We start from the raw sequence: 20066 nt of genomic DNA, 5'->3' as shown, positions 1-20066 counted from the left end.
GTATGTTGGACGATAGACCGAGCTGCTTGCTCGGAGCACGGCCAGCCGAGCATCGACTCAGTGCAGGCCCGCGTCCGTGGGAGGCTGGGTCGGCACTCGCGCCTCGGGCCCCGCCAGTGGGAGCACGAGGTGGAAGGTGGAGCCCCGTCCCGGTGCGCTCTCCACGTCCACCGCTCCGCCCAGCGCTTCCACCAGTTGCCGCACGATGTACAGCCCCAGTCCAAAGCCACCGTATTTCCGTACTGTCACCGCCCGCTCGAACTTGCCGAAGATGCGCTCCACGTCCTCCGGCGCGATGCCGATGCCATGGTCCGTCACCTCGAGCAGTGCCAGGGCCCCACTGGAGCGCACCTGGATCTCCACGGGCGCTCCCGCTCCGTACTTCATCGCGTTGGACACCAGGTTCGTCACCACCTGCTCCAGCTTCGGCCGGTCCCACCGGCCCACCACCGGCCCCTCTCCCCGCAGCGTCAGGCGCGTCCCCATGCGCTGGGACTCCTCCTGGAAGCGCTCCATCACCTCGCGCACCAGTTGCATCAGGTCCACCTCGCCCAGCTCCAGCCGCAGCCGCCCCTCCGTCACCCGCGACACGTCCAGCAGCTCGTCCATCATCCGCGCCAGCTTCTGAATCTGGCGCTGTGCCTTCTCCAGCCGCTGCACCGTCTCCGAGTCCTCTGGCCGTCCGCTCTGGCGTGCCCGCTTCAGCAGCGTGTGCAGCTGCAGGCCCAGCGAGGTGAGTGGTGTCTTCAGCTCGTGCGAGGCGATGGTGAGGAACTCGTCGCGCGCTCGCACCGCCCGCTCCGCCTCCACGCGCGCCTCCTCCGCCTCCGCGAGGAGCTGGGTCCGCCAGCGTGCCTCGCGCTCGCGTTGGGTGACGTCCACCGACAGCCCGAGCGTGCCCGCGGGGCGCCCCTCCACGTCCCTCAGGGGCACCCAGTGGGTCTCGTAGATGGGCCCGGTGGACAGCGCATCCACGGAGAAGAAGTCCTCTCCGGCGAGCGCCCGGCGCACGTGGGTCAGAGTGGTTGCCTCGGCCCGGTAGAGCTCGAACGCGGACATGCCTACCACCTGCCCGGGCTTGAGCCCCAGCGCCTCCAGCCCCCAGCCCTCGGAGAGGGTGAAGTTGCCGTCGCGGTCCAACGCGAAGAGCACCACAGGCGCGTGGGAGATGAGGGTATGCAGCCGCGCGTCCGCTTCCCGGGGCGCGGTGGGCTCCATCGGCCTCCAGGCCGACAAGTCCAACGCGAACGTCACCACGTGCTCTTCGCCCAGGCTCGCCGAGCCCAGCAGCACCGGCACTCTGTTGTCGTTCTTGCGCAGCAACTCGCTCTCCACGGAATGGAAGACGCCATCGGTCCGCAGCCGCCGCAGCACGCCCTCGAGGCTGATGCGCTGGTTGGGGGGGAGGAGCGTCGACCACGAGAGCAGTCCCTCCCTCACGTCCCGTCGCGAATAGCCCAGCATCCGCAGCAGGGTGGCATTGGCATCCAGCAGCCGGCCCCGGGTGTCGCTGACAAACAGCCCCAGCAAGTCCGACTCCCACAGGTAGCGCACGGCCTTGTCGCGCGTGAGCTCCAGCTCCGTGTGGTGGAGCCGATCCAGGAAGCGTCCGAAGCGATGGCCCAGCGCGTTGGCGAGGGCCTCGTCCGCCTCGCGCTCCTCCCGGGGGGCTCGGCTGAACAGCTCCACCACCCCGTACATCCGGCCTCCGCTGCCCATTACCGGGAAGAAGATCGCCCCGTGCAGCCCCTCCCGTGCTGCCACGTCCGCGCGAAGGAAGCGCGCCTCCCGCGTCACGTCGCGGCACCAGATGGGTTCCCGGCGCGTCCACGTCTGGCCGGGCAGCCCCTCCAGGGGCGCGAGGGTGCGCCGCATCGTGACATTCGTGAAGTCGCTCAGGCCGGGTGAGGCCGTCCACAGGGTGAGCGGCTCCAGCACGTTGGCGCCCTGCTCCATCCGCCAGTACGTGCCCAACGTCCAGCCCTCCAGCTCCCCGCAGGCCCGGAGCACCGCGTAGGCCGCATCCTCCTCGTCCGAAGTCTGTGAGAACGCCTGGGTCAGCGCGGCTTCCATCATGTTCAGCCGGCGGCACAGCCGCAGATGCCTCTCAAGCTCCACCTGGGTGTCCAGCGGGTGAAAGGAGAGGATGCTCAGCCCCTCCGCCTCTCCCCCTGGCCAGGGCGACAGCCGCACCTCGACCTCTCGGGGGCGTCCATCTCGCCGCAGCGCGCTCACCCGGACAAGGGGGCGGGGAGGGGGCAGGTGCGGCTCCCAGCCCGCACTCTGGGGAGGGGCGGCCGGGCTTTCCTGGCGCAAATTGGGCAGTCCCCCTGGAATCACCAGCGTCAGGGGCCGGCCGAGCAGCTCCAGCCGCGACCAGCCCAGCAGCTCCTTCATGCCCGCGTTGGCGTGGAGGATGCGTGCCGAGCGGTCCAAGGCCAACAATGGGTCCCCCAACGAGTCCAGGACGCGTCGCACGTCAATATCCATGCCCTCAGTGCCTCCCGAGTCACCTCACGCCCCCGGTTTCTTGGCAAAAGATAAGGACGCTCCGCTCCCCAGCCGGGCCGCCCCTTTGTATAAGGGCGCCGGCACGGGCAGCGCTCGCTGCCTTGATTGGAAAGGACAGGTCACATGCAGAAGTTTCTGGTGGTGGCATTGATGCTCGCCGTGGCGGGCTGTCAGCAGCAGGGCTCCTCGGGGGCCGGTGGCAGCGGCGCTGGGGCCAACCCGCAGACGGACGATCAGAAGACGTTCTATGCGCTCGGTCTCACCCTGGGTCGGCAGATTCAGGTGTTCGACATGACGCCCGAGGAGCTGGAGTTCGTGAAGGCGGGCCTGTCCGCGCAGGTGGCGGGCAAGGAGCCCGTGGTGGACATCCAGACGTACGGGCCGAAGCTGCAGGAGCTGGCGCGCACGCGCTCTACGGCCCGCGCCACGAAGGAGAAGGAGAAGTCCAAGGAGTTCCTGGAGAAGGCCGCGAAGGAGGAGGGCGCGCAGCGCACCGAGTCCGGCCTCATCTTCAAGTCGCTGCAGGAGGGCACCGGTGCGCAGCCGACGGCCACCGACATCGTGAAGGTGAACTACCGGGGCACGCTGCCGGACGGCAAGGAGTTCGACAGCTCGTACAAGCGCAACGAGCCGGCCCAGTTCCCGCTCAACGGCGTCATCCGCTGCTGGACCGAGGGTCTGCAGAAGATGAAGGTGGGCGGCAAGGCCAAGCTGGTGTGCCCGTCGGACCTGGCCTACGGCGACCGCGGCACGCCGGGCATCCCGGGCGGCTCGGCGCTGGTGTTTGAGGTGGAGCTGCTGGACGTGCAGAAGAACGAGCCGCCTCCGGGCATGCCGGGCGCTCCGGGCGGCGCTCCGCAGGGTCAGCCGGGCGGCGCTCCGCAGGGCCAGCCGGCGCAGAAGAAGTAACCGGACGCGCAGGCGTGTCCACCTCGGGCCATCGGGCTCCCCTCCTCGACAGGGCGGGCGCCGGATGGCCCGTCGTCTTTCTTGCACCCGGCGTTCTGCTCCGCGCGGAGCGCTGGCATGCGCAGTGGGGGCGCGCTAGGCCGGACGTGCTCCAGGGCCCGTGTGCAAGAGGCCCGGAGGAGAGGACACAAATGAATCCGCGAATGAAGTGGGGAGTGATGGCGGCGGTGCTGCTCGCTCTGGGCGGCTGCGCGACGAAGCAGGGGGCGGAGAAGGCGGGCTCGGAGGAGAAACGCGAGGAGCTGGGCGGGCTGACGGAGAAGGAGTTCCAGGCGCTGCACGAGCTGAAGCCGGAGGCGGCGCCGCCGCGCAAGGGGGAGATGGTGGAGATAGCGGGCGCGCGGGCCTACCTGAGCCTGCCGGAGAACGCGAAGGCGCCCATGCCGGGGGTGCTCGTCATCCACGAGTGGTGGGGCCTCAACGAGCACATCATGCACTGGGCGGATCGGCTGGCGGCCCAGGGGTACGCGGCGCTGGCGGTGGACCTGTACGGCGGCAAGGTGGCCACCTCGCCGGAGGAGGCGATGGCCACCATGAAGGCGGTGGACGCGAAGCGCTCGGAGGAGATCCTCAAGGCGGCGCACGCCTTCCTGATGACGTCCAACCGGGTGCAGTCGACGCGCACGGGCGTCGTTGGCTGGTGCTTCGGAGGCGGGTGGTCACTCCGGGCGGGGATGGCCATCCCCGAGCTGAGCGCGGTGGTCATGTACTACGGGCGGCCGGTGACGGACGCGCAGGAGCTCAAGGCCATCAAGGCGCCGGTGCTCGGCGTCTTCGGGACGAAGGACGAGTCCATCCCCAACGACGTGGTGGAGGAGTTCGACGAGGCGCTGTCGGACGCCGGGGTGGCGCACAAGATTCTGAAGTACGACGCGCCACACGCCTTCGCGAACCCGTCCGCGCCAGGGCGCTACAACGCCGAGGCCGCCGCCGCCTCGTGGGAGGCGGTGCGGGCGTTCCTCGCCGAGCACCTGAAGCAGTGAGCTCGGCGAGGCCCGAGTCGAGCCGCGTGGGTCAGTACGGCTTCTGCCCCACGTAGTTGCCCGGCGGCGCGTAGTTGCACACCCAGAGCTGCCACTTGGGGAACTGCGCGCCGAAAGGCGAGTTCTTCGTACAGGTGACCGTGGCGCACCCCACCTGCGTGGTGTTGCGCCACACCACCTGCGTGTAGTGGCCGCACACCTTGCCCGGCGCGCACTTGTTCGTCGCGTACGAGTAGTCGGCGGCCTCGGACACCCAGTCCTGCACCATCTCGGCGTTCGTCTTGGAGCCCGGAGGCGCCGCGGCCGCGAGGTTCTCCCCGTATTTGCCCCGGTTCTTGTTGTGCTCGAACTTGCACTGGGCCGCATAGGCCTGTGCCACCTTGGCGGCGTCCGCGGACCAGGTGAGCGGTGGCAGTGCTTGTTTGGGCGTGGGCTTCACCTTCGCCCGGGCCTGGTTGTGCGCGGCCACTATCTCGGTCGCGAGGGACGTGTTGCCAGGGCTCGTTCCACGCTTCGCCGCGGCCTCGCTGACGCCGTAGCCAGTGGCTCCCACAGCCAGGCAGGTGAGCGACAGGGCGAGCAGGCGGTACTTCGGTCGATTCATGATGGGCTCCTGAGGGCTCCAACACTTCGACGCGGATTCAATTCGTTGCAAGTGAGGATCGCCGAGCCCTGAGTTGGTAGGAGGGGGCGTGGTCGAGGCACGCCCCCTCGTCACGGAAGCGGTACTACTCGGGCTCAGGATACCCGCAGGTGCAGCTGTTACCCGTGGTGCAAGACTCGCCACTCTCCGTCATGCAGGAGAGGCTATTGCAGCAGGAGGCAGCACCACCCCCGATGCCGCACCCCTCTCCTTCGATGGCGCAGGCGTCGCGCACGTCGTACGCGAGCCACTGGGGCAGGTGGTTGGAGACGGTGAGGTTCTGCATGGGCAGTGCGAAGGCCGGGTAGGAGGGATCCACTCCCTGGTCCAGCTTGTCCGGGTCCACCGCCGCAATCCACAGGAGGGAGTTCCTGGGGTTCTCGTCGAGGCCCGGGGCGGGTTGGCGCAGGCCATACATGCGGGTGGAGCCGAACGTCATCCACATCAACCGGCCGCTGCCCCCCTGGCCTCGTGCCACGACGGAGTGCCACTTCGCGTAGCCGGAGCTCAGGTTCGTCATGGTCCCATCCATGATTCCGGGGGCGTTGGCGCGCGTCAGCTCCACCGGGGCCGAGCTGGTCCGCAGCTTCGCGGCCCACAGTCTCGCGGAGGGGTCGGCTTCCGAGTTGCAGTCCCTGTGAACGTCACCCGAACCACTGGGGCAGGAGGACTCGTTGTAGACGAGGAAGGAGTTGTCGGGCGCGATGGCCGGGGCATAGCGGTGCTTCCCGCTCTGCGACGACACCACCGTCACCGGGTTGCCCCAGGCGCTACCCGGCTGCTCCTCCACCACCTGGATGGACCCCTTGTAGCTGCGCTGGAGCGTCCCCTTGATGCCAATGGACGTGAAGGCGATCGTCTTGCCATCCGCGCTCCAGTCGGGGTGGGTGACGGGGTTGGTCGAGGTTCCGGTGTTGGGGATCTCCCCCTCGAAGGCGCCGGTGGTGCCGTTGAAGAGCATCAGGTTGAAGCGCGTGGCTCCGCTGTCCCCATAGGCTCCGACGAACCTGCTGCTGTCCGGGTTCCACGACTCGAAGGAGCTCAGCCTCGTGCCGCCCTGCGCCAGGGGAACCTTGTCGAAGGAGGGGTTGAAGGTGGTCAGGTCCAGCAGGGCGATCCGGCCATCGTTCTGTCCGTTGGCGCCCACGACCATCTTCTTTCCGTCGCGGCTCACCGAGTGGCAGCCCACGCACATGACGGCGGTATTACTGATGTTCGCGCCGGTCACCAGGGGGGTGGGCGGGCTGGAGAAGTCGTCGAAGATCTCGTAGCGCACGACTCCGGTGTTCGAGGTCGTGAAGTAGTAGAGGTTGCCCTTCAGGCTGTCTCGGGAGATGTGGAGGTCGATGGGGTCGGAGACGCCCACCGTGCCCGCCCCCGAGTCATCCGTGGCGCGCAGGGCGAGCTTCACGGGCTGGCCCCCGCGGTTGCTGTTGGCCACGAAGTTCCACACCTGCTCGGAGGGCGTGTAGATGCAGCCGCGGCTCACCCCCGAGGGCAGCTTGAAGCCCGTCGGCAGATAGCAGCGCAGGTAGACGCGCACGTCGGTGAGGGCGTTGCTGAAGGACAGCTCGAACAGGGTGTTGGTGGTGGGCCCGGGCAGGAAGTGAATCTCCAGCGGCCTCAGGTTGGGAGGAACCATGACGCCGTTGTTGGGATAGACGATGCTCGGCTTGCGCGCGGTGTCCACCGCTCCGGAGAACAGCGTCTCCGGCTGAGCGGGCACGGTGGAGGAGCTGGCATGGGAATCCTTGACCTTCTGCTCCAGCCGAACCGTGAGGGGCGTGGTGACTGACAGCTCACCGACACGGGCGCGCACGTTGCCGCGGCCGGCCATCGAGGTGCTGGTGGAGAAGGTGGCTCCGTTGAAGTAGCCCAGCTGCGTGTTGTCGATGGTGAACTTCGCGAGGCTCGTCACGTCCTCGGTGTGATCGTCCGAGTAGGTACCCGTGACGGTGAACGCCTGGGTGGTCGCCGTGCTCCCCTGGGCGACGAGCTGCACGTTCTCTGGCGAGAGGGTGATGGCTCGCAGGGTGGCGATGACGCCCGCGTCGGTCGTGCCCGCGTCGTCCGGGGAGGTACCGGCATCAGTCGGGAGGGTGCCCGCGTCGTCCGGGGTGGTACCTGCGTCATCTGGGGAGGTGCCCGCGTCGCTCAGGCCGCCGTCCGTGCTCAGGCCTCCGTCGGGAACCGGCTTCGCTCCGCCATCGACGGCACCGGCGTCATGCACCCCACCGGTACCGGGGTCCTCTTCGGGGTTGTTATTGATGATGCATCCTGCATGCGTGAGCAGCACCAAGACCGTACTGAGTGTCCAGATGTTCTTCGTCATAGGGGCGGGGATAGTCGCTCATCTGTCTGACATCAATCAGAAGTCTGTATGGGTTTTCCGCAGGGGTGCAGGGAGGTGCCGCGTGACGGATACCGAGTGTCTGGAGTTGCTGCGGTGGGCCGCGCCACGTCTGGGCCTGCGTTATGAGGGGTTCCGCCGCGTGCGCGGGCAGGTGTGCAAGCGCGTGGGCCGGAGGATGAAGGCGCTCGGCGTGGTGGGGCTGCCCGCCTACCTCGAGCGGCTGGAGGCGGACCCGGCCGAGCGGGCCGTGCTGGACGCCCTGTGCCGCGTCACCATCTCGCGCTTCTACCGGGACCAGGGCGTCTTCGATGCGCTCCGTGAGCCGCTCCTTCCCCAGGTGATGGAGGCCGCTCGCGCCCGGGGGGAGCGCGTCTTGCGCGTGTGGAGCGCGGGGTGTGCCTCGGGCGAGGAGCCCTACACCGTGGCCGTCCTCTTCCACCTGGGCCTGCGGCCGCGCTTCCCGGACTTCCGCCTGGAGCTGGTGGCCACCGATGCGGACGCCTCGCTCCTGGAGCGTGCCCGTCGTGGCTGCTACCGGCGACCGACGTTGCGCGAGCTCCCCTCCGAGTGGGTGGACGAGGCCTTCACGCCTCAGGAGGGGGAGCTGTGCCTGCGGCCCGAGTACCGCGAGGGAATCGACTTCCGCTGCGAGGACCTGCGCCAGCGCATGCCCGAGGGCCCCTTCCACCTGGTGCTCTGCCGCAACGTGGCCTTCACCTACTTCGCGCGGACCGTGCAACGCGAGGTGCTGGCGCGGCTCCTGGAGCGGCTGGCTCCCGAGGGACTCCTCGCCATCGGGGCCCACGAGTCCCTGCCCGAGGATGCTCGGGGAGTGGTTCGTGCCGCCGGGGCGCTGCCCCTCTTCCACCGGGACGACGTGGGGCTTTGACGCACCCCGACTTGCTGGAAAACGACAGTTTGGCTAAAGCTGGATTTCTCTCGTTTTCTGCGCATTTGGGAAACTCCCGCGCAAGAGGGATTCAAGCTTATGCGGAAAGTCTTGGGAGCGGTCACTGCGATGATGCTGTGGGGCTGCGGAGGACAGGACAGCGGGCCCGCGCGCACGGAGGGTACGGCGGACGGGCTCGTGCTGACGCAGGAGGCCAGCGCGTTGTCCGGCCGCTTCACGCAGGGAGGCGTGGAGGCGCGCTTCTCCTCGCGGCAGGTGGAGGAGGGCGTCTACCGCATCGAGGTGCGGCAGAACGGCATGACGCTGACGGGCCTGGTGGACGCGGTGAACGGCGTGTCGACGCTGGACGGCTTCGCGGAGGAGAGCGGCCAGGGCACGCAGATGCTGGACGGGGACCGCGAGCTTTTGTCCGGTCTGTACGCGGCGCTCAACGCGCAGCTGCCGGCGAGTGACGCGGCGACGGCGGAGACGAAGTACCTGCGGCGCGCGGTGAGCCTGTGGTCGCAGCACCCGACGACGGTGGAGCTGCAGCGCACGGTGATGGGCGAGCAGGGCCGTGGCTACACCATGTTGTGCAGCTACGCGAAGTGTAACGGCGTCTGGTCGGGTAGCTGCGGTGGCTCCTACAACTGGTACTCGTACGCGAAGCACGACTGCCAGCATGGCGGCTTCGACTCCACCATCAACCAGCAGATCGCCCAGCTCGGCAACCACGGCACGTGCAGCGGTGACGAGTACTACATGAGTGGTGGCTCGTGGGTGTGCGGCGAGCCGGACCACTGGAGCCGCCCGAAGGTGATGGGCAACTGCTTCGGCCGCTGCGGTGGCGGCTGCGGCGGTGACACCCAGTACACGCTGGACGCCACCAACCACGACGGCTGCGTGCGCAACGGCCACGCGCTGGCGAGCGCCTACTGCGACGACCAGTTCGCCTCCGCGAGCGACGACGAGCTGTACGCTCCCAACTGCTACTGATGATGCGCTCGCTGACGGTGAGGGCGGTGCCGCGCGCCGCGCTGTGGCTGGGCCTGCTGGCCGCCCTCGCCTGCAATCCAGAATCGAGAAAAGCCGAGGCCGCGCGGGACACGGTACAGCGCTTCTTCGAGGCGCTGCCTGGGGGGGACTGCGCGGTCCTCGGCACCCTGCTGATTGGCAAGGCGGCCGACACCTGTCGCGCGACGGTGGACGAGATGAACGCGCACAGCTTCTCCCTGGTGGAGGTGCTGGACGCGAAGGTGGACGGGCGCGATCCAAACGCGGTGGTGGTGCGTGCGCGGGTAGCTCGGGACGGGCAGGTGCACGAGCAGCCGCTGCTCCTGCGTGTGGAGCGCCATTCGGACGGGTGGAAGCTGCGCCTGTGAGGAGCGTGATGAACAACCGGTCCCGATTCATTCCACCGCTCGCCGCGGGCCTGCTGCTGGGGGCGGCGTTGGCGCTGCGCCTCTTCTGGCCCGGGTGGGAGGTGGGGCCCTCGGAGAAGGACAGCCCGGGCGTGACGGCGTTGCCCGCGGTGTCCACGCCGGTGCCGCTCTCGCCTGTCCCTGCACCGACGAAGCCCGAGCCGGTGACGGCCAGGCCTCGCATGGAGGTCGCAGAGGGACCTCAGGGGAGGGGGACGGTGGTGCCCCTTGGACCTGGGGACGAGGTACCGGAGCCCGAGGTGGCGAATCCGTTGCCACAGCAGAACGAGCCCATCGAGCCGGAGAAGCCGCAGACGGCGGCCTGGCGGCACGGGAAGCTGGAGCGCATCACGGAGCTGTTGGGGCGAGACATCGAGAGGCTGGAGCAGGAGCAGAAGGAAGCGGAGTCGAGAGGGGACGAGGAGGAGGCGAGGCGGCTGAAGGTGCAGCTGACGCGGCACCGGGAGCGACTGGGGAGGCTGAGAGAGGAGACGGCGGCGCTGGCGACGACGGCCCAACAAGAAGAGCAGAGCGCGAGCGCGCAGGCGCGTTAACCCCATGAACTCGGGTTGCGAGCACCCTCTCCCTCTGGGAGAGGGCCGGGGTGAGGGTATAAAGGACCCAAGAGGCGGAGCCCGAGCGCTCCTGTTCACGACCCTGTGGACGCTCTGCGCGGCCTGTGCCCCCCTCACCGTCGAACCCGAGAGCCGCCCAAGTCCCCCTCAGCGCACGGACGCGGTAGTCGGAGGCACGGCCGCACCGGACGACGAGGCGGTGGTAGCGCTGATCTCCCGTCGAGCGCGGTGCACGGAAGACACGTGGACGCTGCTGTGCTCGGGGGCGCTGGTGGCGCCGGACGTGGTGCTGACGGCGGCGCACTGCCTGGAAATCTTCGGGGAGGAAGGCGACTACGAAATCTTCCTCGGCGAGCGGCTGCTGCCGGAGCCCGAGCCGGGAGGCCGCTTCATCCGAGTGGAGCGAGCCGTGCGTCACCCGAGCTACGACCGGACGACGCACGCCTATGATGCGGCGCTGCTGCGTCTGACGAAGCCGGTGAACGTATCGCCTTTGCCATTACCGGAGCCTGGCTGGGGAGCACTGGAACCAGGCCAGGCGGCGCGGGTGGTGGGGTTCGGCGAGACAAAGGACAGTGCGCCCTCGGGCCAGCGTCGCCAGGGACTGCTGGAGGTGACGGAGGTCGCGCCAGGCGCGTTCCACGCGGGACCGGCTCCGGCGATGAGCTGCGTGGGAGACAGTGGCGGTCCCGTGCTGGTGCGCGGAGCGGACGGGCGTGAGGTGCTGGTGGGAATCACCGCAAGCGGCGACGTGGCCTGCCGAAAGGAGGCCCTCAACGTCCGCGTGGAGGCACTCCTCGAGGACTTCCTCCAGCCCTTCCTTGAAGAGCGCCCGGAGTCACAGGGCCCGGTGCTCGCGCCCGAGTCCCTCTGCACCGCCGCATGCACCCACGATGCCGAGTGCCCCGCGGGACTCTCCTGTGTCTCCGTGACGGAGGACGGGCCGGGCCGCTGTCTCCAGTACGCCCTGCGAGAAGGGAGCTACGGCGCCTCCTGCACGGAGGACGCGCAGTGTGGAGCAGGCGGCACCTGCGCGCGCTTGGAATCCGAAGGAGCGGAGGCGTGCCGATGCTTCACGCCCTGTGCCCCCCTTCCGCTCGAGGAAGAGGAAGCGGAGGCGCCGAGCGGTTGCACGGGCGCGCCAGGGACGACACCCGTGGGGTGGGCCCTGTGCGCGTGGGCGCTGTTTCGAAGACTCAGCCGCCGTGGATGGGGAGGCGCTTGCGCGGCCCGCCGCGGTGGGTGATGTCCATCTCGCTTGGGGCCTTCTTGCGGCCCTGGACGGGTGAGCCGCGCTTGCTGCGCGTCTCCTGGCGCTGCTTCGCCTCGTTGCGCGGAACCTTGGGACGCTCCTCGCGGCGGTAGGCGGCGGCAGCCTCGGTGGCGACCGTCTTGCGGCGGTGCCCCTGGCGGTAGGTGGCGGCGGCCTCGTCTGGAATCGTCTTGCGGCGCGAGGTGCTGCTGCCGGTCTCGGGCAGGGGCAGCTTGATGCTCTGGGCCGTCTTGCCCTCACCGGGCGGGCGGCGCCGGCTGACGGAGCGCTCGGTGGTCCGCGTGCGGCCGACGATGCCGCGGCTCTTCTTGAGGGCGTGGGCGCTCTTGCCGGCGGGAACGTCACCGGTATCCGAGGCCATCACCGTCATCGTCGTACCCTTGGCCTTGGCCCGCTTGGCGCGCAGCTGCTTGGTCTTCTCTGGCATGGGTCCTCCCCCATGTTGAGGTAGGGATGGCCGGCCGGATTGACCAGGGGCCGGTCCATCTGTCGGGTTGGAGTGGTCGGGTGGGGCGGGAGGGTCAGACGATGTTGCCGCGCTTGGCCTTCCGTCGCGTGAGGGTCTTCTTCCCGGGCCGCACTTCGGTGGTGGCGGGCCCGAGCCCCACCGGCTCCGTCATGGCTGGGCCGGGCTTGGCCTTGCGCATCAGCTTCTGGCGGCGCAGCGCGGCGGCCTGGTCACGGGGCACGGTCTTGCGCCCGTTGCTGAGTCCCTGGGACTGCCGGTTGGGCTGCGCCTCGTCAGCGTTCGTCACCCGCCGCTTGTTCTTGATACCTACTTCCCGAGTCCTGACTGCCATGGATGATGGCCTCCTGACTGGGAGGTAAGAATGCTCGGGCCGTTTTTCCATCCCCCGCCCTGCCATCCCCTGGCCGGGCGCTCGCAGGCTCAGCGCCCCATCTCGGCCGAGGCTCTCGGGCAGTCCGCGACAATGGCCTGAGCCTGCGCGTCACCGTCCTTCGCCTCGCTCACCGCGCGCGACACCGACGTCGAGCATTTGAAGGGTGAGGGCGGCGTCTTCGCGTGACAGCAGCGCCACCCATCCAGCTTCTTCAGGTAGGTGAGCGCCTCGCTCCGAGTGGGCATCACCACGAACCACACCGACGCGAACACCATCAGCAGCCAGAAGCCCTGCCAGCCCAGCCCGCGCTGCCACTTCTTCGTCAGGAGCGGCACCGCCTCCGGCTGCACCTTCAGCGAGCGGTCGCAATACCGCCGCTGCAGCATGGGCGCGATGGGCAGGTCCAACGGGACGAGGAAGGCCCGGAGGAAGCCACGCACGGGGCCCGGGGCGCCCCCGTCCGACACCAGCCGCAGGCCCACCAGGCCGCGTCCCAGCGTCCAGCCGCTCAGCCCACCCGCCACGGACATGAGGAGCCACGTCACCACCCCAGCCACCACGAGCGCGCGCGGCGTGCGATCCACGTCCAGCGCGCGCAGGGCTCCCCAACCCAGCAATGCCGAGGTGGCCAGGTCCAGAAGGTCCGCGAACCACAGCCGCCACAGGTAGCGAGTGTCGGCTGGTTCGAACTCTGAGGAGAACAGCGCGTCGCTCATTCAGCCCCAGCATAGACCGCGAAGCGCGCGTGTCCCCGATTTGTTGCGCGCGTTCATCCGCCGTTGCGCTTGATGTGCATCTGGCTGGGCGGCTTCTTGCGCCCGCGCACGGGGGCTTCCGTCCGGGGAATCTTCGGCAGGTGGGGCTCCGCCGCGGGTCCCAGCCGCGCCCGGGCCAGCAGCCGTTCGCGTCGGAGCAGCGGAATCTCATCCCGGAAGGGGATGGGTTTGCCTTTGCTGGTGTGCTGGCTGGGCTGCGCGGAGTGCACGCTCGCCTGACGCAGGTTCTTGATACCCACGGTATCGGTCCGAACCGCCATGTGCTGTTCCTCCTTGGACAGACTTCAGAGGAGGAATGAGCGCGAGGGGCGGTGGCGTCATCCCACGAGGAGCGGACGGAGGCTTCGAGCGGCTGCCCGGTGGGCGTGGCTCAAGAGTCGCGGCGCTTGCTGCGCGTGAGCACTTCCGGCGGGAACAGCCAGCCATCCTCGGGAGACTTGAGGGCCTCGGGACGCCGAGCCTTCGCGGGCTTCTCGTTGGCCGTCTCCTCGCGGGTGGCCTTCACTTCCCGGCCCGAGGCGCTCGGCAGGGCCTTGAGCGGCGGCAGGTTCACCTTGCGGCAGTTGCGGCACCACGACTGCGGCCGGCGCTCGCCCCGGATGATGCGGGTGCCGAAGTCCTGCTGCGTCGGCCCCACGTGCCCACAGCGCGGGCAGCGCGACAGCGCCGTCTTGCCGATCTCCTTGGCGACCTGACGCCCGCGCTGCACCACCAGCGCCAGCGCCGTGGCGAATGCCGGCTTCTGCTCCGCCTTCTTACGGGAGCGCTTCTTTTGTCCGCTCTTACCGAGAAGAGGCATCAGGTCCGCCCCGCCGAGAAGGTTCCCTTGTTCCAGGACTCGCAACGCGCCGTTGGTGGTCGAGTGGCTCACGACTCTACTCATATTGGAGGGGTCTGACATTCCCTGCTGATCGGCCCCGGCCGGCTGCCCGCTCCTCAGGCAGCCGGCTTGGATCAGGCACCCCGCCTCGTCAGGGCGATCAGCCATCCCCCTCGTCCCGGGGCGTGCCCACCTTTCAACAAACGACACCACCGCGTGAGGAGAGCGACACATGGCCGACACTCCACCGGGAGCACCGGGAGCCCCCCAGAGCCGTAGTGAGAAGCGCCACCAGTCCCACATTGGCTCCACCTACGCCGCCTTCATCAAACACCTGTCCGAGGTGGGAAAGCTCGATGCCGGCCTGGCCGAATGTGCGGCGGTGTCGGTCGTCAATGCCTTGCTGCACCGCATTCACCCGGACGAGGCGAAGGATCTCCAGGCGCAGCTGCCGCGCAAGCTGTTGGATTTCCTTCCCAAGGAGGAGGCCCAGAAACCCGGACGCATCCTGGGGAAGAGCCGGGACGACTTCCTGCGGGCGGTGGCGGAGGACCTGCGCAAGGACATCTCCGAGGTGGAGCCCATTGTGCGCGCCGTCTTCCTGGGGCTGCGCGAACACATCTCCGAGGGCGAGGCCCAGGACGTGGAGAGCAACCTCTCCCGCGACCTGCAGGACCTCTGGCGGCGCACGCAATAGGAGTGCGAACACCCCCCCCTCTTGATTCCCTCCGCGTCAAAGGTTTAGTTAGTTACTAATAGCTAACTAAGTGGTGGTGCGGAGTCATGGGACGTCCTCAGCAGGTGCTGGGCGAGGAGAATCTCGAGGGGGGAATGGCTCGGAGCTCGGAGGCCGGCGCGCGCGCCGAGCCCGTGGTGGCTCCTGTTGCGGCGGTGGGCCTGCGCCAACGGGGGGCGTCTCCACGCGCCGCCTTCTGGGAGGTGCGGGACGTGCACCTGCGAGGGGTGGACGTCGTCATCCTGGTGGCCTGCGCGCTGGCGGCCCTGGCGTTGGTGGGGCCCGCCCGGTGGGCACCTGGCTCCACTCGGTCCGCCATCCACTTCACCGTTTTCGCGCTCGGGCCGCTGGTGCTGCGCACGCTGGAGGCCACCTTCCCCAAGCAGCGGTTAGTGGCCTTCGCGGCCTCCTTCTGGCTGCTGCCGGTGCTGGGCCTCGGACACGAGATGCTCGCGCCGTTGGTGACCGCCGTCACCCCGGTGCTGCGCGACGCCCAGCTCGCCGCCCTGGAGCTGCGGATGTTTGGTGCGTACGCGTCGGTGGCGCTCGGGCAGTGGACGCCGGCCTGGCTCACCGAGCTCTTGATGCTCTGCTACTACGGCCACTTCCTCTGGCCGCTGGTGCTGGCCGCGGTGCTGTACTTCACCCGGCGCCGTGAGGCTTTCGACGAGTACCTGCTCGCGCTCAGCCTGCTCTTCGCCTTCAACTACTTCTGCTACGCGCTGGTGCCGGCCATCGGCCCGCGCTACTTCCTCTTCAACGACTTCCCCGAGCCGCTCCAGGGCTTGTGGCTCACGCCCTTCCTGGACTCGGTGATGCGCACGCCGCCCTTCGCGAAGGACTGCTTCCCCTCGGGGCACACTGGCACCACGCTGGTGGTGCTCGTGTATGCCTTCCGCTTCGAGCGGCGCCTCTTCCGGGTGATGTTGCTGCCAGGCATCGGCCTCATCGTGGCCACCCTGGTGGGCCGCTTCCACTACGCGACGGACCTGTTGTGCGCGGTGCCGCTGGTGCTGGTGGTGCTGGGCCTCGCCCGGTGCTGGAGCCTGGCGGCGGCGCGGTACGAGGCCGGCGTGCGCACGGTGCCCATGGGCTCCGCGTACGCCCCCGCCTCCTGGAGCGCACGCAGATGAGTTGCTCGGGCGCTCCTCAGGGGGCGCTCGTCTCCGCGGCGTTGGGGGCGAGGACGGGCGTGCCTCCCGGGGAGCTCGGATCGTGCGGCAGGCTGCCGCGCGGGCTGCGCAGGTAGACGAAGGGCGTGGCGAAGAGGAAGTTGCTCACCCGCGACGTGTAGATGTCCGCGTAGCGCTCCACCTGGCGCGCCAGGTGGCTCTTGTCGTTGCCCGCTCGGGTCAGCAGGCCCCAGATGGGGTTGGACAGCTCGCTGGCGGCGCGGGCCATGGGGCCGAGCTCCGCGTCGAGCGCCTCCAGTTGCAGGCGCAGCTCGGCGGCGCGGGCATGGAGCTGTTCGTCGGAGGCGGAGGAATCGCGCGGGCCGTAGCCCAGCCGCCGCCGCTGCAGCTCCAACCTCACCTGGCAGGACTCCGCCTCCAGCCGCTCCTTGTGCACCATGCGCTCCTCGAGCCGTGCCTCGGTGGCGCGGAAGGCGCTGATGGCGCGGATCTCATCCTCCAGCTCGCGCAGGATGAGCGCGGTGCGCCAGCGCAGCACGTTCTTGGTGACGTGCACGTCGCCGAACATGTGGTCGCCCACGTAGAGGATTTCGTCCCCGCTCATGCCCAGCGAGCGCTCCACCTCCGTGGCGCTGCCGCCGAAGTAGGGCACGCCTGGCTTGAGCGGCCCCGAGTGCGGGCGCAGCAGGCCCTCCTGTCCCGGCGCCGTCACCACCTCGAAGAGCGAGGAGCGCGTGGTGAAGAACTCGGGCTTGCGCGCGCTGACGATGACCACGTCGAACAGCTCGCGCCACGTCATCCCCTTGGGCAGGTACGGGTCGAACGCGGCGTGCATCATGGGCAGCGTGTAGGCCCACTCGCTGTTGGTGATGAGCAGCAGCTTCTTGCCCGCGTTCTTCTGGTCCAGCAGCGCGAGCGCCGTGTCCGACTCGGCCAGCACGTAGCGTCCCGGGTCGGCGATGATCTCCGCCTTGAGCTTGCCCTCCATGTGCGTGGCGTCGAGGCTGCGGCGCACGTGCTCGTAGACGTCGGCGTAGCCCATGGGGCCCGCGAGCTTGCCGGCGTCCAGCAGGTCCACCACCTGGGCGTAGAGGCACGCCTCGGAAAGTGAGAAAAGGGTATTGAGAAACACCCAGCGGCGCTCGGACAGGTCGATGATGGTGCGGGCGTACTCGTTGCGCTGCGTCTCGAAGTCCATGGGCCGGGTGCCGTGGAGCGCCTTCTTCACGAACCCGAAGCGGTTGGCCTTGAGGAGGTTGCCCTTCTCGGTGTCGATGATGAGGCCACGCATGGCCAGCATCGGATCAAACGTCAGGTGAGCCACGGGCCAGCCTTGGGCCACGAGCCGATCCCGCATATGCTCGTAGGCTCGTTGTTCCCACGCTTCCACTTTGTAGTGGATGAGCGTGTAGTCCATGTCATAGCCGATGGCTTTGATGGCCCTCATGTTGAGGGTTCGATTGCAGAAGAGCCCGCGCTCCGGTGGGGGGGCTGTCAGGTGGCCGATCATATGGCTACCTTCGTGCCCTGGCCGGTGCCAAAAGTCGATGCTTCTGGCGGCGAGGGTGTTGGTGGAGGGCGGGAGACCGGCCGGGGCCCGCCTCACAGTGAGGGGAGTCGAACATGAAGGGCCTGCTGGTTCTGGTGGTTGCGTTGGCTGCAGGTGCCGTCATTGGCGCCGAGACGTGGGAGAAGGTCGCGGACGGGGATGTGGTCATCCGCGTGAGGATGCGTCCGGATATTCCCAGCGGGCGAGAAATCTGGGCAGAGGGTGACCTGGACGCAAGCATCCAGGACGTTCAATCGGCGCTCCGGGACCACGAGAGCTTTCGCCACTGGATGCCCTATGTGACGGAGTCGCGGGTGCTCGCGTCGGGGCCGGACGGCTCGCGCGTGACGTACACGCGGCTGAACCTGCCCGTCATCTCCAACCGCGACTACGTGCTCAAGGTGGTGGACGAGCAGCTGCTGGCCGCGGACGGGACGGGGGAGTTCCGTCAGAAGTGGGTGCCGGAGAACCAGGCGCTGCCCGCGCGCAAGGGCGTGGTGCGGCTGCTCCACAACGAGGGCAGCTGGCTCTTCACCCCGCGCGGCGAGGGGAAGGTCCACTTCGTGTACCGCTTCACCGTGGAGCCCGGCGGCTCCATCCCGGGCTTCCTGGCCGGCCTGGGCCAGAAGGACGCGGTGATGGACACGGTGCGCGCGGTGGAGAAGCGCGCGAAGAAGCTGGCCACAGAGCGCGCCTCGGCGCGCTAGGGCACCTCAACCGACCGTTCTTGTAGGCGGGGGCGGGGTGCGACGGGCGATGCGCTCGAGCACCTCGGGCGGCAGGCGTCGCTGGGCCAGCTCGAACACCTGCGCCTCCTCGAAGCGCACGTGGGCGATGAGGCGCAGGCCCAGCTTCTCCAGACGGATGCGCAGAGGCTCCGCCTCATCGGTGACGAGCGCGCGCAGGGCCTCGTGGTCCTCCCAGACGCGTGCCACCAGCGCCTCCTCACCCAGGGACTCCAGCGCGGGCAGCAGCTCCTGCTCCTCGGTGAGGAAGTGGGGCTGCACCTCGGCGAAGAAGCGGCGGCGCAGCACTTCCCAGGCGGGATTCAGCTCCTGCTCGGGGGCGGTGGATACCTCCAGCAGGCGGCGGCCGAAGAGGAGCGCGTCCTGGTGCTCCGCGGACAGGCCTCGCAGTCGCGTGTCGCGCATCATGAGAGCCCCACGCCGAGCAGTACCAGCGTGAGCGTCCCGGCCACTCCCAGCGTCCAGCCGATGGAGTGCAGCCGCCGGGGCGAGGGGAGGGCCACGCACAACCCGAGCGCCACGAGGCCCACGGGCAGCAGGGCCACCACGCGCAGCGGGTGAAGCCCGGAGTCGAGCGCCCAGAGCACGGCCGTGGTGAGGAGGGCCACCACCAGGACCGCGCCCGTACACCGCAGCTGCGTGCGGTGGGCGCGGGGCCGGTGGCTGGCGATGACGAGGCGGACGGCGAGGGTGGCCAGCGCGAAGGACAGCCCATAGGTGCCCCAGAGCGTCATCGCGGTGGAGGCCGGCATGCCTCCGGCCATGGCGACGGGGACGGCCCAGGCACCGAGCGCGAGAGATGCGAGCACCTCGCCGGAGAGCGTCCGCTCCTGGCGGTTCCACACGAACAGGAGTACCTCGCCACCGAGGATGAGGGGCATCGCGAGGAAGGGTCGGGCCTCGGGCGGCAGCGTGACGGCGCCGAGCGCGAAACACACCGCGCCCACTGTGCCCACGAGGAGACCCCACACTCGGGCACGGCCACTGTCTCGCTCACCGCGGCGGGCCCCCCGGTGGCCGAGCAGCAGGACCAGCGGCTCGTGAGCGAGCAGGCAGGCGAAGGCAGCCCCCGAGAGCCAGAGAGCGCTCGCCGGCGCGCCGGAGACGAACAGGGCGGTGACCAGGGGCAGGCCGAGCTGGAACCAGACGCCGTGCTCGCGCGGGAGGAGCCCCTGGATGAGCGAGCCCGGAGTGGGGTGGGTGGAGAGAGGGGACATGATGCGATCGACCTCGAGCGTCGGTGGGCAGGGCACCGATGTGGGGGGGGCCCGTTCGTGACTTGGAGCAAGGGTCGTTCCAGCGAGAGTACGAGAGAGGAGCCTGCCTGGGTGCGCAAGGGGTGCGGAGAGACCCGGGGAGGCCCGCAATCCTTGCGCACGGGAAGCGGGGGCTCCGGGGCAGAAGCGTGAGGCACGTTTTCTGAAATGGGCCAGGAGCCATACGGCGGCGGGCCTGTGCGGCGCGCCGGAGAAGTGAGGGCGCATCATGATGGACACGTGGGAGAACGAGGCACGGGCGGCGTTGCTGCAACGGCGGAGCAGCCTGCGTGGCCTGCTGCGTGAGACCCTGGTCGAGGCCGAGGGGTTGAGGAACAAGCGGGCGGCTGATCCCGTAGACGAGTCAGTGGAGGCGCGCGCGGAAGCGGTGCTCGAGCGGTTGTCGGAGCGGGAGCAGCGGGAGTTGAAGGACATTGACGACGCGCTGGTGCGCATCGCGCAGGGGCACTTCGGGCACTGCGCGCGCTGCGGCGGGGCGATTGGTCGACACCGGCTGCGAGCCATCCCCGAGGCGCGTCACTGCATGGCGTGCAGCGAGGAACTGCGGCGCTGAGTTGGGGCTGGCGTTTC

The 20066-nt window shown here is 69.1% G+C and carries 22 protein-coding genes; 11 read left to right on the top strand and 11 right to left on the bottom strand.

Features of this window, described 5'->3' with window-relative positions; translation table 11 throughout:
* Window positions 1–57: 57 nt before the first annotated feature.
* Window positions 58–2478: an ATP-binding protein gene (locus tag F0U60_RS50115; RefSeq protein ID WP_395811581.1), complete on the bottom strand. Its 2421-nt coding sequence runs from the start codon at window positions 2476–2478 to the stop codon at window positions 58–60.
* A gap of 156 nt (window positions 2479–2634) precedes the next feature.
* On the opposite strand from F0U60_RS50115, the gene F0U60_RS50110 reads away from it, so the two are divergent.
* Complete coding sequence (locus tag F0U60_RS50110) at window positions 2635–3420, top strand: FKBP-type peptidyl-prolyl cis-trans isomerase (RefSeq protein WP_395811579.1); 786 nt, start codon at window positions 2635–2637, stop codon at window positions 3418–3420.
* A gap of 191 nt (window positions 3421–3611) precedes the next feature.
* Window positions 3612–4463 (top strand): dienelactone hydrolase family protein, encoded by an 852-nt coding sequence (locus tag F0U60_RS50105; RefSeq protein ID WP_395811577.1) that lies wholly within the window; start codon window positions 3612–3614, stop codon window positions 4461–4463.
* Window positions 4464–4494: 31 nt separating this feature from the next.
* On the opposite strand, the gene F0U60_RS50100 is transcribed toward F0U60_RS50105, so the two are convergent.
* Window positions 4495–5067: a CAP domain-containing protein gene (locus F0U60_RS50100; RefSeq protein WP_395811575.1), complete on the bottom strand. Its 573-nt coding sequence runs from the start codon at window positions 5065–5067 to the stop codon at window positions 4495–4497.
* Between the two features lie 124 nt (window positions 5068–5191).
* A complete protein-coding gene (locus tag F0U60_RS50095) occupies window positions 5192–7438 on the bottom strand; it encodes a TolB family protein (RefSeq protein ID WP_395811573.1) in 2247 nt (748 codons plus the stop codon).
* Window positions 7439–7520: 82 nt separating this feature from the next.
* Between F0U60_RS50095 and F0U60_RS50090 the strand changes: the two genes are divergently transcribed.
* The 5 genes from F0U60_RS50090 (at window position 7521) to F0U60_RS50070 (ending at window position 11590) form a co-directional block, all read left to right on the top strand.
* Window positions 7521–8348, top strand: a complete 828-nt coding sequence (locus F0U60_RS50090; protein WP_395811571.1) for a CheR family methyltransferase — start codon at window positions 7521–7523, stop codon at window positions 8346–8348.
* 99 nt (window positions 8349–8447) lie between these two features.
* Window positions 8448–9344: a hypothetical protein gene (locus F0U60_RS50085; protein WP_395811569.1), complete on the top strand. Its 897-nt coding sequence runs from the start codon at window positions 8448–8450 to the stop codon at window positions 9342–9344.
* Window positions 9344–9730: a hypothetical protein gene (locus F0U60_RS50080; RefSeq protein ID WP_395811567.1), complete on the top strand. Its 387-nt coding sequence runs from the start codon at window positions 9344–9346 to the stop codon at window positions 9728–9730. The genes F0U60_RS50085 and F0U60_RS50080 overlap by 1 nt, the downstream gene beginning before the upstream one ends.
* Window positions 9731–9738: 8 nt before the next feature.
* The gene (locus F0U60_RS50075) at window positions 9739–10323 is read left to right on the top strand and encodes a hypothetical protein (RefSeq protein WP_395811565.1); all 585 of its coding nucleotides are present in this window, start codon (window positions 9739–9741) and stop codon (window positions 10321–10323) included.
* 34 nt (window positions 10324–10357) lie between these two features.
* Window positions 10358–11590, top strand: a complete 1233-nt coding sequence (locus F0U60_RS50070; RefSeq protein ID WP_395825793.1) for a S1 family peptidase — start codon at window positions 10358–10360, stop codon at window positions 11588–11590.
* On the opposite strand, the gene F0U60_RS50065 is transcribed toward F0U60_RS50070, so the two are convergent.
* The 5 genes from F0U60_RS50065 to F0U60_RS50045 all read right to left on the bottom strand — a co-directional run bounded on the left by F0U60_RS50065 (window position 11541) and on the right by F0U60_RS50045 (window position 14106).
* Window positions 11541–12044 carry a hypothetical protein gene (locus F0U60_RS50065; RefSeq protein WP_395811563.1) on the bottom strand — a complete coding sequence of 168 codons (504 nt, stop codon included), beginning with the start codon at window positions 12042–12044 and terminating at the stop codon, window positions 11541–11543. The genes F0U60_RS50070 and F0U60_RS50065 overlap by 50 nt on opposite strands.
* Before the next feature lie 94 nt (window positions 12045–12138).
* Window positions 12139–12417, bottom strand: coding sequence for a hypothetical protein (locus tag F0U60_RS50060; RefSeq protein WP_395811561.1), 279 nt, complete (start codon window positions 12415–12417; stop codon window positions 12139–12141).
* Between the two features lie 89 nt (window positions 12418–12506).
* Window positions 12507–13175 carry an RDD family protein gene (locus F0U60_RS50055; RefSeq protein WP_395811559.1) on the bottom strand — a complete coding sequence of 223 codons (669 nt, stop codon included), beginning with the start codon at window positions 13173–13175 and terminating at the stop codon, window positions 12507–12509.
* A 53-nt stretch (window positions 13176–13228) separates the two neighbouring features.
* Window positions 13229–13495 carry a hypothetical protein gene (locus F0U60_RS50050; protein ID WP_395811557.1) on the bottom strand — a complete coding sequence of 89 codons (267 nt, stop codon included), beginning with the start codon at window positions 13493–13495 and terminating at the stop codon, window positions 13229–13231.
* A gap of 110 nt (window positions 13496–13605) precedes the next feature.
* Window positions 13606–14106 carry a hypothetical protein gene (locus F0U60_RS50045; protein WP_395811555.1) on the bottom strand — a complete coding sequence of 167 codons (501 nt, stop codon included), beginning with the start codon at window positions 14104–14106 and terminating at the stop codon, window positions 13606–13608.
* Window positions 14107–14287: 181 nt separating this feature from the next.
* Here F0U60_RS50045 and F0U60_RS50040 point away from each other — a divergent pair, with 181 nt between their 5' ends.
* Together F0U60_RS50040 and F0U60_RS50035 are read left to right on the top strand one after the other, a co-directional pair.
* Entirely contained in the window at window positions 14288–14752 is a 465-nt protein-coding gene (locus tag F0U60_RS50040; RefSeq protein ID WP_395811553.1) for a DUF2267 domain-containing protein, read from the top strand.
* A gap of 86 nt (window positions 14753–14838) precedes the next feature.
* A complete protein-coding gene (locus tag F0U60_RS50035; RefSeq protein WP_395811551.1) occupies window positions 14839–15924 on the top strand; it encodes a phosphatase PAP2 family protein in 1086 nt (361 codons plus the stop codon).
* A 16-nt stretch (window positions 15925–15940) separates the two neighbouring features.
* Here the strand turns inward: F0U60_RS50035 and F0U60_RS50030 are convergent, their stop codons facing one another.
* Window positions 15941–17434 (bottom strand): HAD-IG family 5'-nucleotidase, encoded by a 1494-nt coding sequence (locus F0U60_RS50030; RefSeq protein ID WP_395811549.1) that lies wholly within the window; start codon window positions 17432–17434, stop codon window positions 15941–15943.
* Window positions 17435–17547: 113 nt separating this feature from the next.
* Here F0U60_RS50030 and F0U60_RS50025 point away from each other — a divergent pair, with 113 nt between their 5' ends.
* Complete coding sequence (locus F0U60_RS50025; RefSeq protein WP_395811547.1) at window positions 17548–18180, top strand: SRPBCC family protein; 633 nt, start codon at window positions 17548–17550, stop codon at window positions 18178–18180.
* Window positions 18181–18186: 6 nt separating this feature from the next.
* On the opposite strand, the gene F0U60_RS50020 is transcribed toward F0U60_RS50025, so the two are convergent.
* A complete protein-coding gene (locus tag F0U60_RS50020; RefSeq protein ID WP_395811545.1) occupies window positions 18187–18627 on the bottom strand; it encodes a hemerythrin domain-containing protein in 441 nt (146 codons plus the stop codon).
* Complete coding sequence (locus F0U60_RS50015) at window positions 18624–19436, bottom strand: YwiC-like family protein (RefSeq protein ID WP_395811543.1); 813 nt, start codon at window positions 19434–19436, stop codon at window positions 18624–18626. The genes F0U60_RS50020 and F0U60_RS50015 overlap by 4 nt, the downstream gene beginning before the upstream one ends.
* 268 nt (window positions 19437–19704) lie before the next feature.
* Between F0U60_RS50015 and F0U60_RS50010 the strand changes: the two genes are divergently transcribed.
* Window positions 19705–20049 carry a TraR/DksA family transcriptional regulator gene (locus tag F0U60_RS50010; RefSeq protein WP_395811541.1) on the top strand — a complete coding sequence of 115 codons (345 nt, stop codon included), beginning with the start codon at window positions 19705–19707 and terminating at the stop codon, window positions 20047–20049.
* Window positions 20050–20066 lie beyond the last annotated feature (17 nt).

The sequence above is a fragment of the Archangium minus genome, from assembly GCF_044360475.1.
In the GTDB taxonomy this organism is placed as follows: Bacteria; Myxococcota; Myxococcia; order Myxococcales; family Myxococcaceae; genus Archangium; species Archangium minus.
Note: the sequence above shows the minus strand (reverse complement) of the source record. Positions and strands in the feature narration are given on the sequence as shown.

Bases quoted from the DNA above. Each gene is read 5' to 3' on its own strand.
- F0U60_RS50110 (WP_395811579.1), top strand. From the start codon at position 2,635: ATGCAGAAGTTTCTGGTGGTGGCATTGATGCTCGCCGTGGCGGGCTGT.
- F0U60_RS50105 (WP_395811577.1), top strand. From the start codon at position 3,612: ATGAATCCGCGAATGAAGTGGGGAGTGATGGCGGCGGTGCTGCTCGCT.
- F0U60_RS50100 (WP_395811575.1), bottom strand. From the start codon at position 5,067: ATGAATCGACCGAAGTACCGCCTGCTCGCCCTGTCGCTCACCTGCCTG.
- F0U60_RS50095 (WP_395811573.1), bottom strand. From the start codon at position 7,438: ATGACGAAGAACATCTGGACACTCAGTACGGTCTTGGTGCTGCTCACG.
- F0U60_RS50085 (WP_395811569.1), top strand. From the start codon at position 8,448: ATGCGGAAAGTCTTGGGAGCGGTCACTGCGATGATGCTGTGGGGCTGC.
- F0U60_RS50080 (WP_395811567.1), top strand. From the start codon at position 9,344: ATGATGCGCTCGCTGACGGTGAGGGCGGTGCCGCGCGCCGCGCTGTGG.
- F0U60_RS50075 (WP_395811565.1), top strand. From the start codon at position 9,739: ATGAACAACCGGTCCCGATTCATTCCACCGCTCGCCGCGGGCCTGCTG.
- F0U60_RS50065 (WP_395811563.1), bottom strand. From the start codon at position 12,044: ATGCCAGAGAAGACCAAGCAGCTGCGCGCCAAGCGGGCCAAGGCCAAG.
- F0U60_RS50060 (WP_395811561.1), bottom strand. From the start codon at position 12,417: ATGGCAGTCAGGACTCGGGAAGTAGGTATCAAGAACAAGCGGCGGGTG.
- F0U60_RS50055 (WP_395811559.1), bottom strand. From the start codon at position 13,175: ATGAGCGACGCGCTGTTCTCCTCAGAGTTCGAACCAGCCGACACTCGC.
- F0U60_RS50050 (WP_395811557.1), bottom strand. From the start codon at position 13,495: ATGGCGGTTCGGACCGATACCGTGGGTATCAAGAACCTGCGTCAGGCG.
- F0U60_RS50040 (WP_395811553.1), top strand. From the start codon at position 14,288: ATGGCCGACACTCCACCGGGAGCACCGGGAGCCCCCCAGAGCCGTAGT.
- F0U60_RS50035 (WP_395811551.1), top strand. From the start codon at position 14,839: ATGGGACGTCCTCAGCAGGTGCTGGGCGAGGAGAATCTCGAGGGGGGA.
- F0U60_RS50030 (WP_395811549.1), bottom strand. From the start codon at position 17,434: ATGATCGGCCACCTGACAGCCCCCCCACCGGAGCGCGGGCTCTTCTGC.
- F0U60_RS50025 (WP_395811547.1), top strand. From the start codon at position 17,548: ATGAAGGGCCTGCTGGTTCTGGTGGTTGCGTTGGCTGCAGGTGCCGTC.
- F0U60_RS50020 (WP_395811545.1), bottom strand. From the start codon at position 18,627: ATGATGCGCGACACGCGACTGCGAGGCCTGTCCGCGGAGCACCAGGAC.
- F0U60_RS50015 (WP_395811543.1), bottom strand. From the start codon at position 19,436: ATGTCCCCTCTCTCCACCCACCCCACTCCGGGCTCGCTCATCCAGGGG.
- F0U60_RS50010 (WP_395811541.1), top strand. From the start codon at position 19,705: ATGATGGACACGTGGGAGAACGAGGCACGGGCGGCGTTGCTGCAACGG.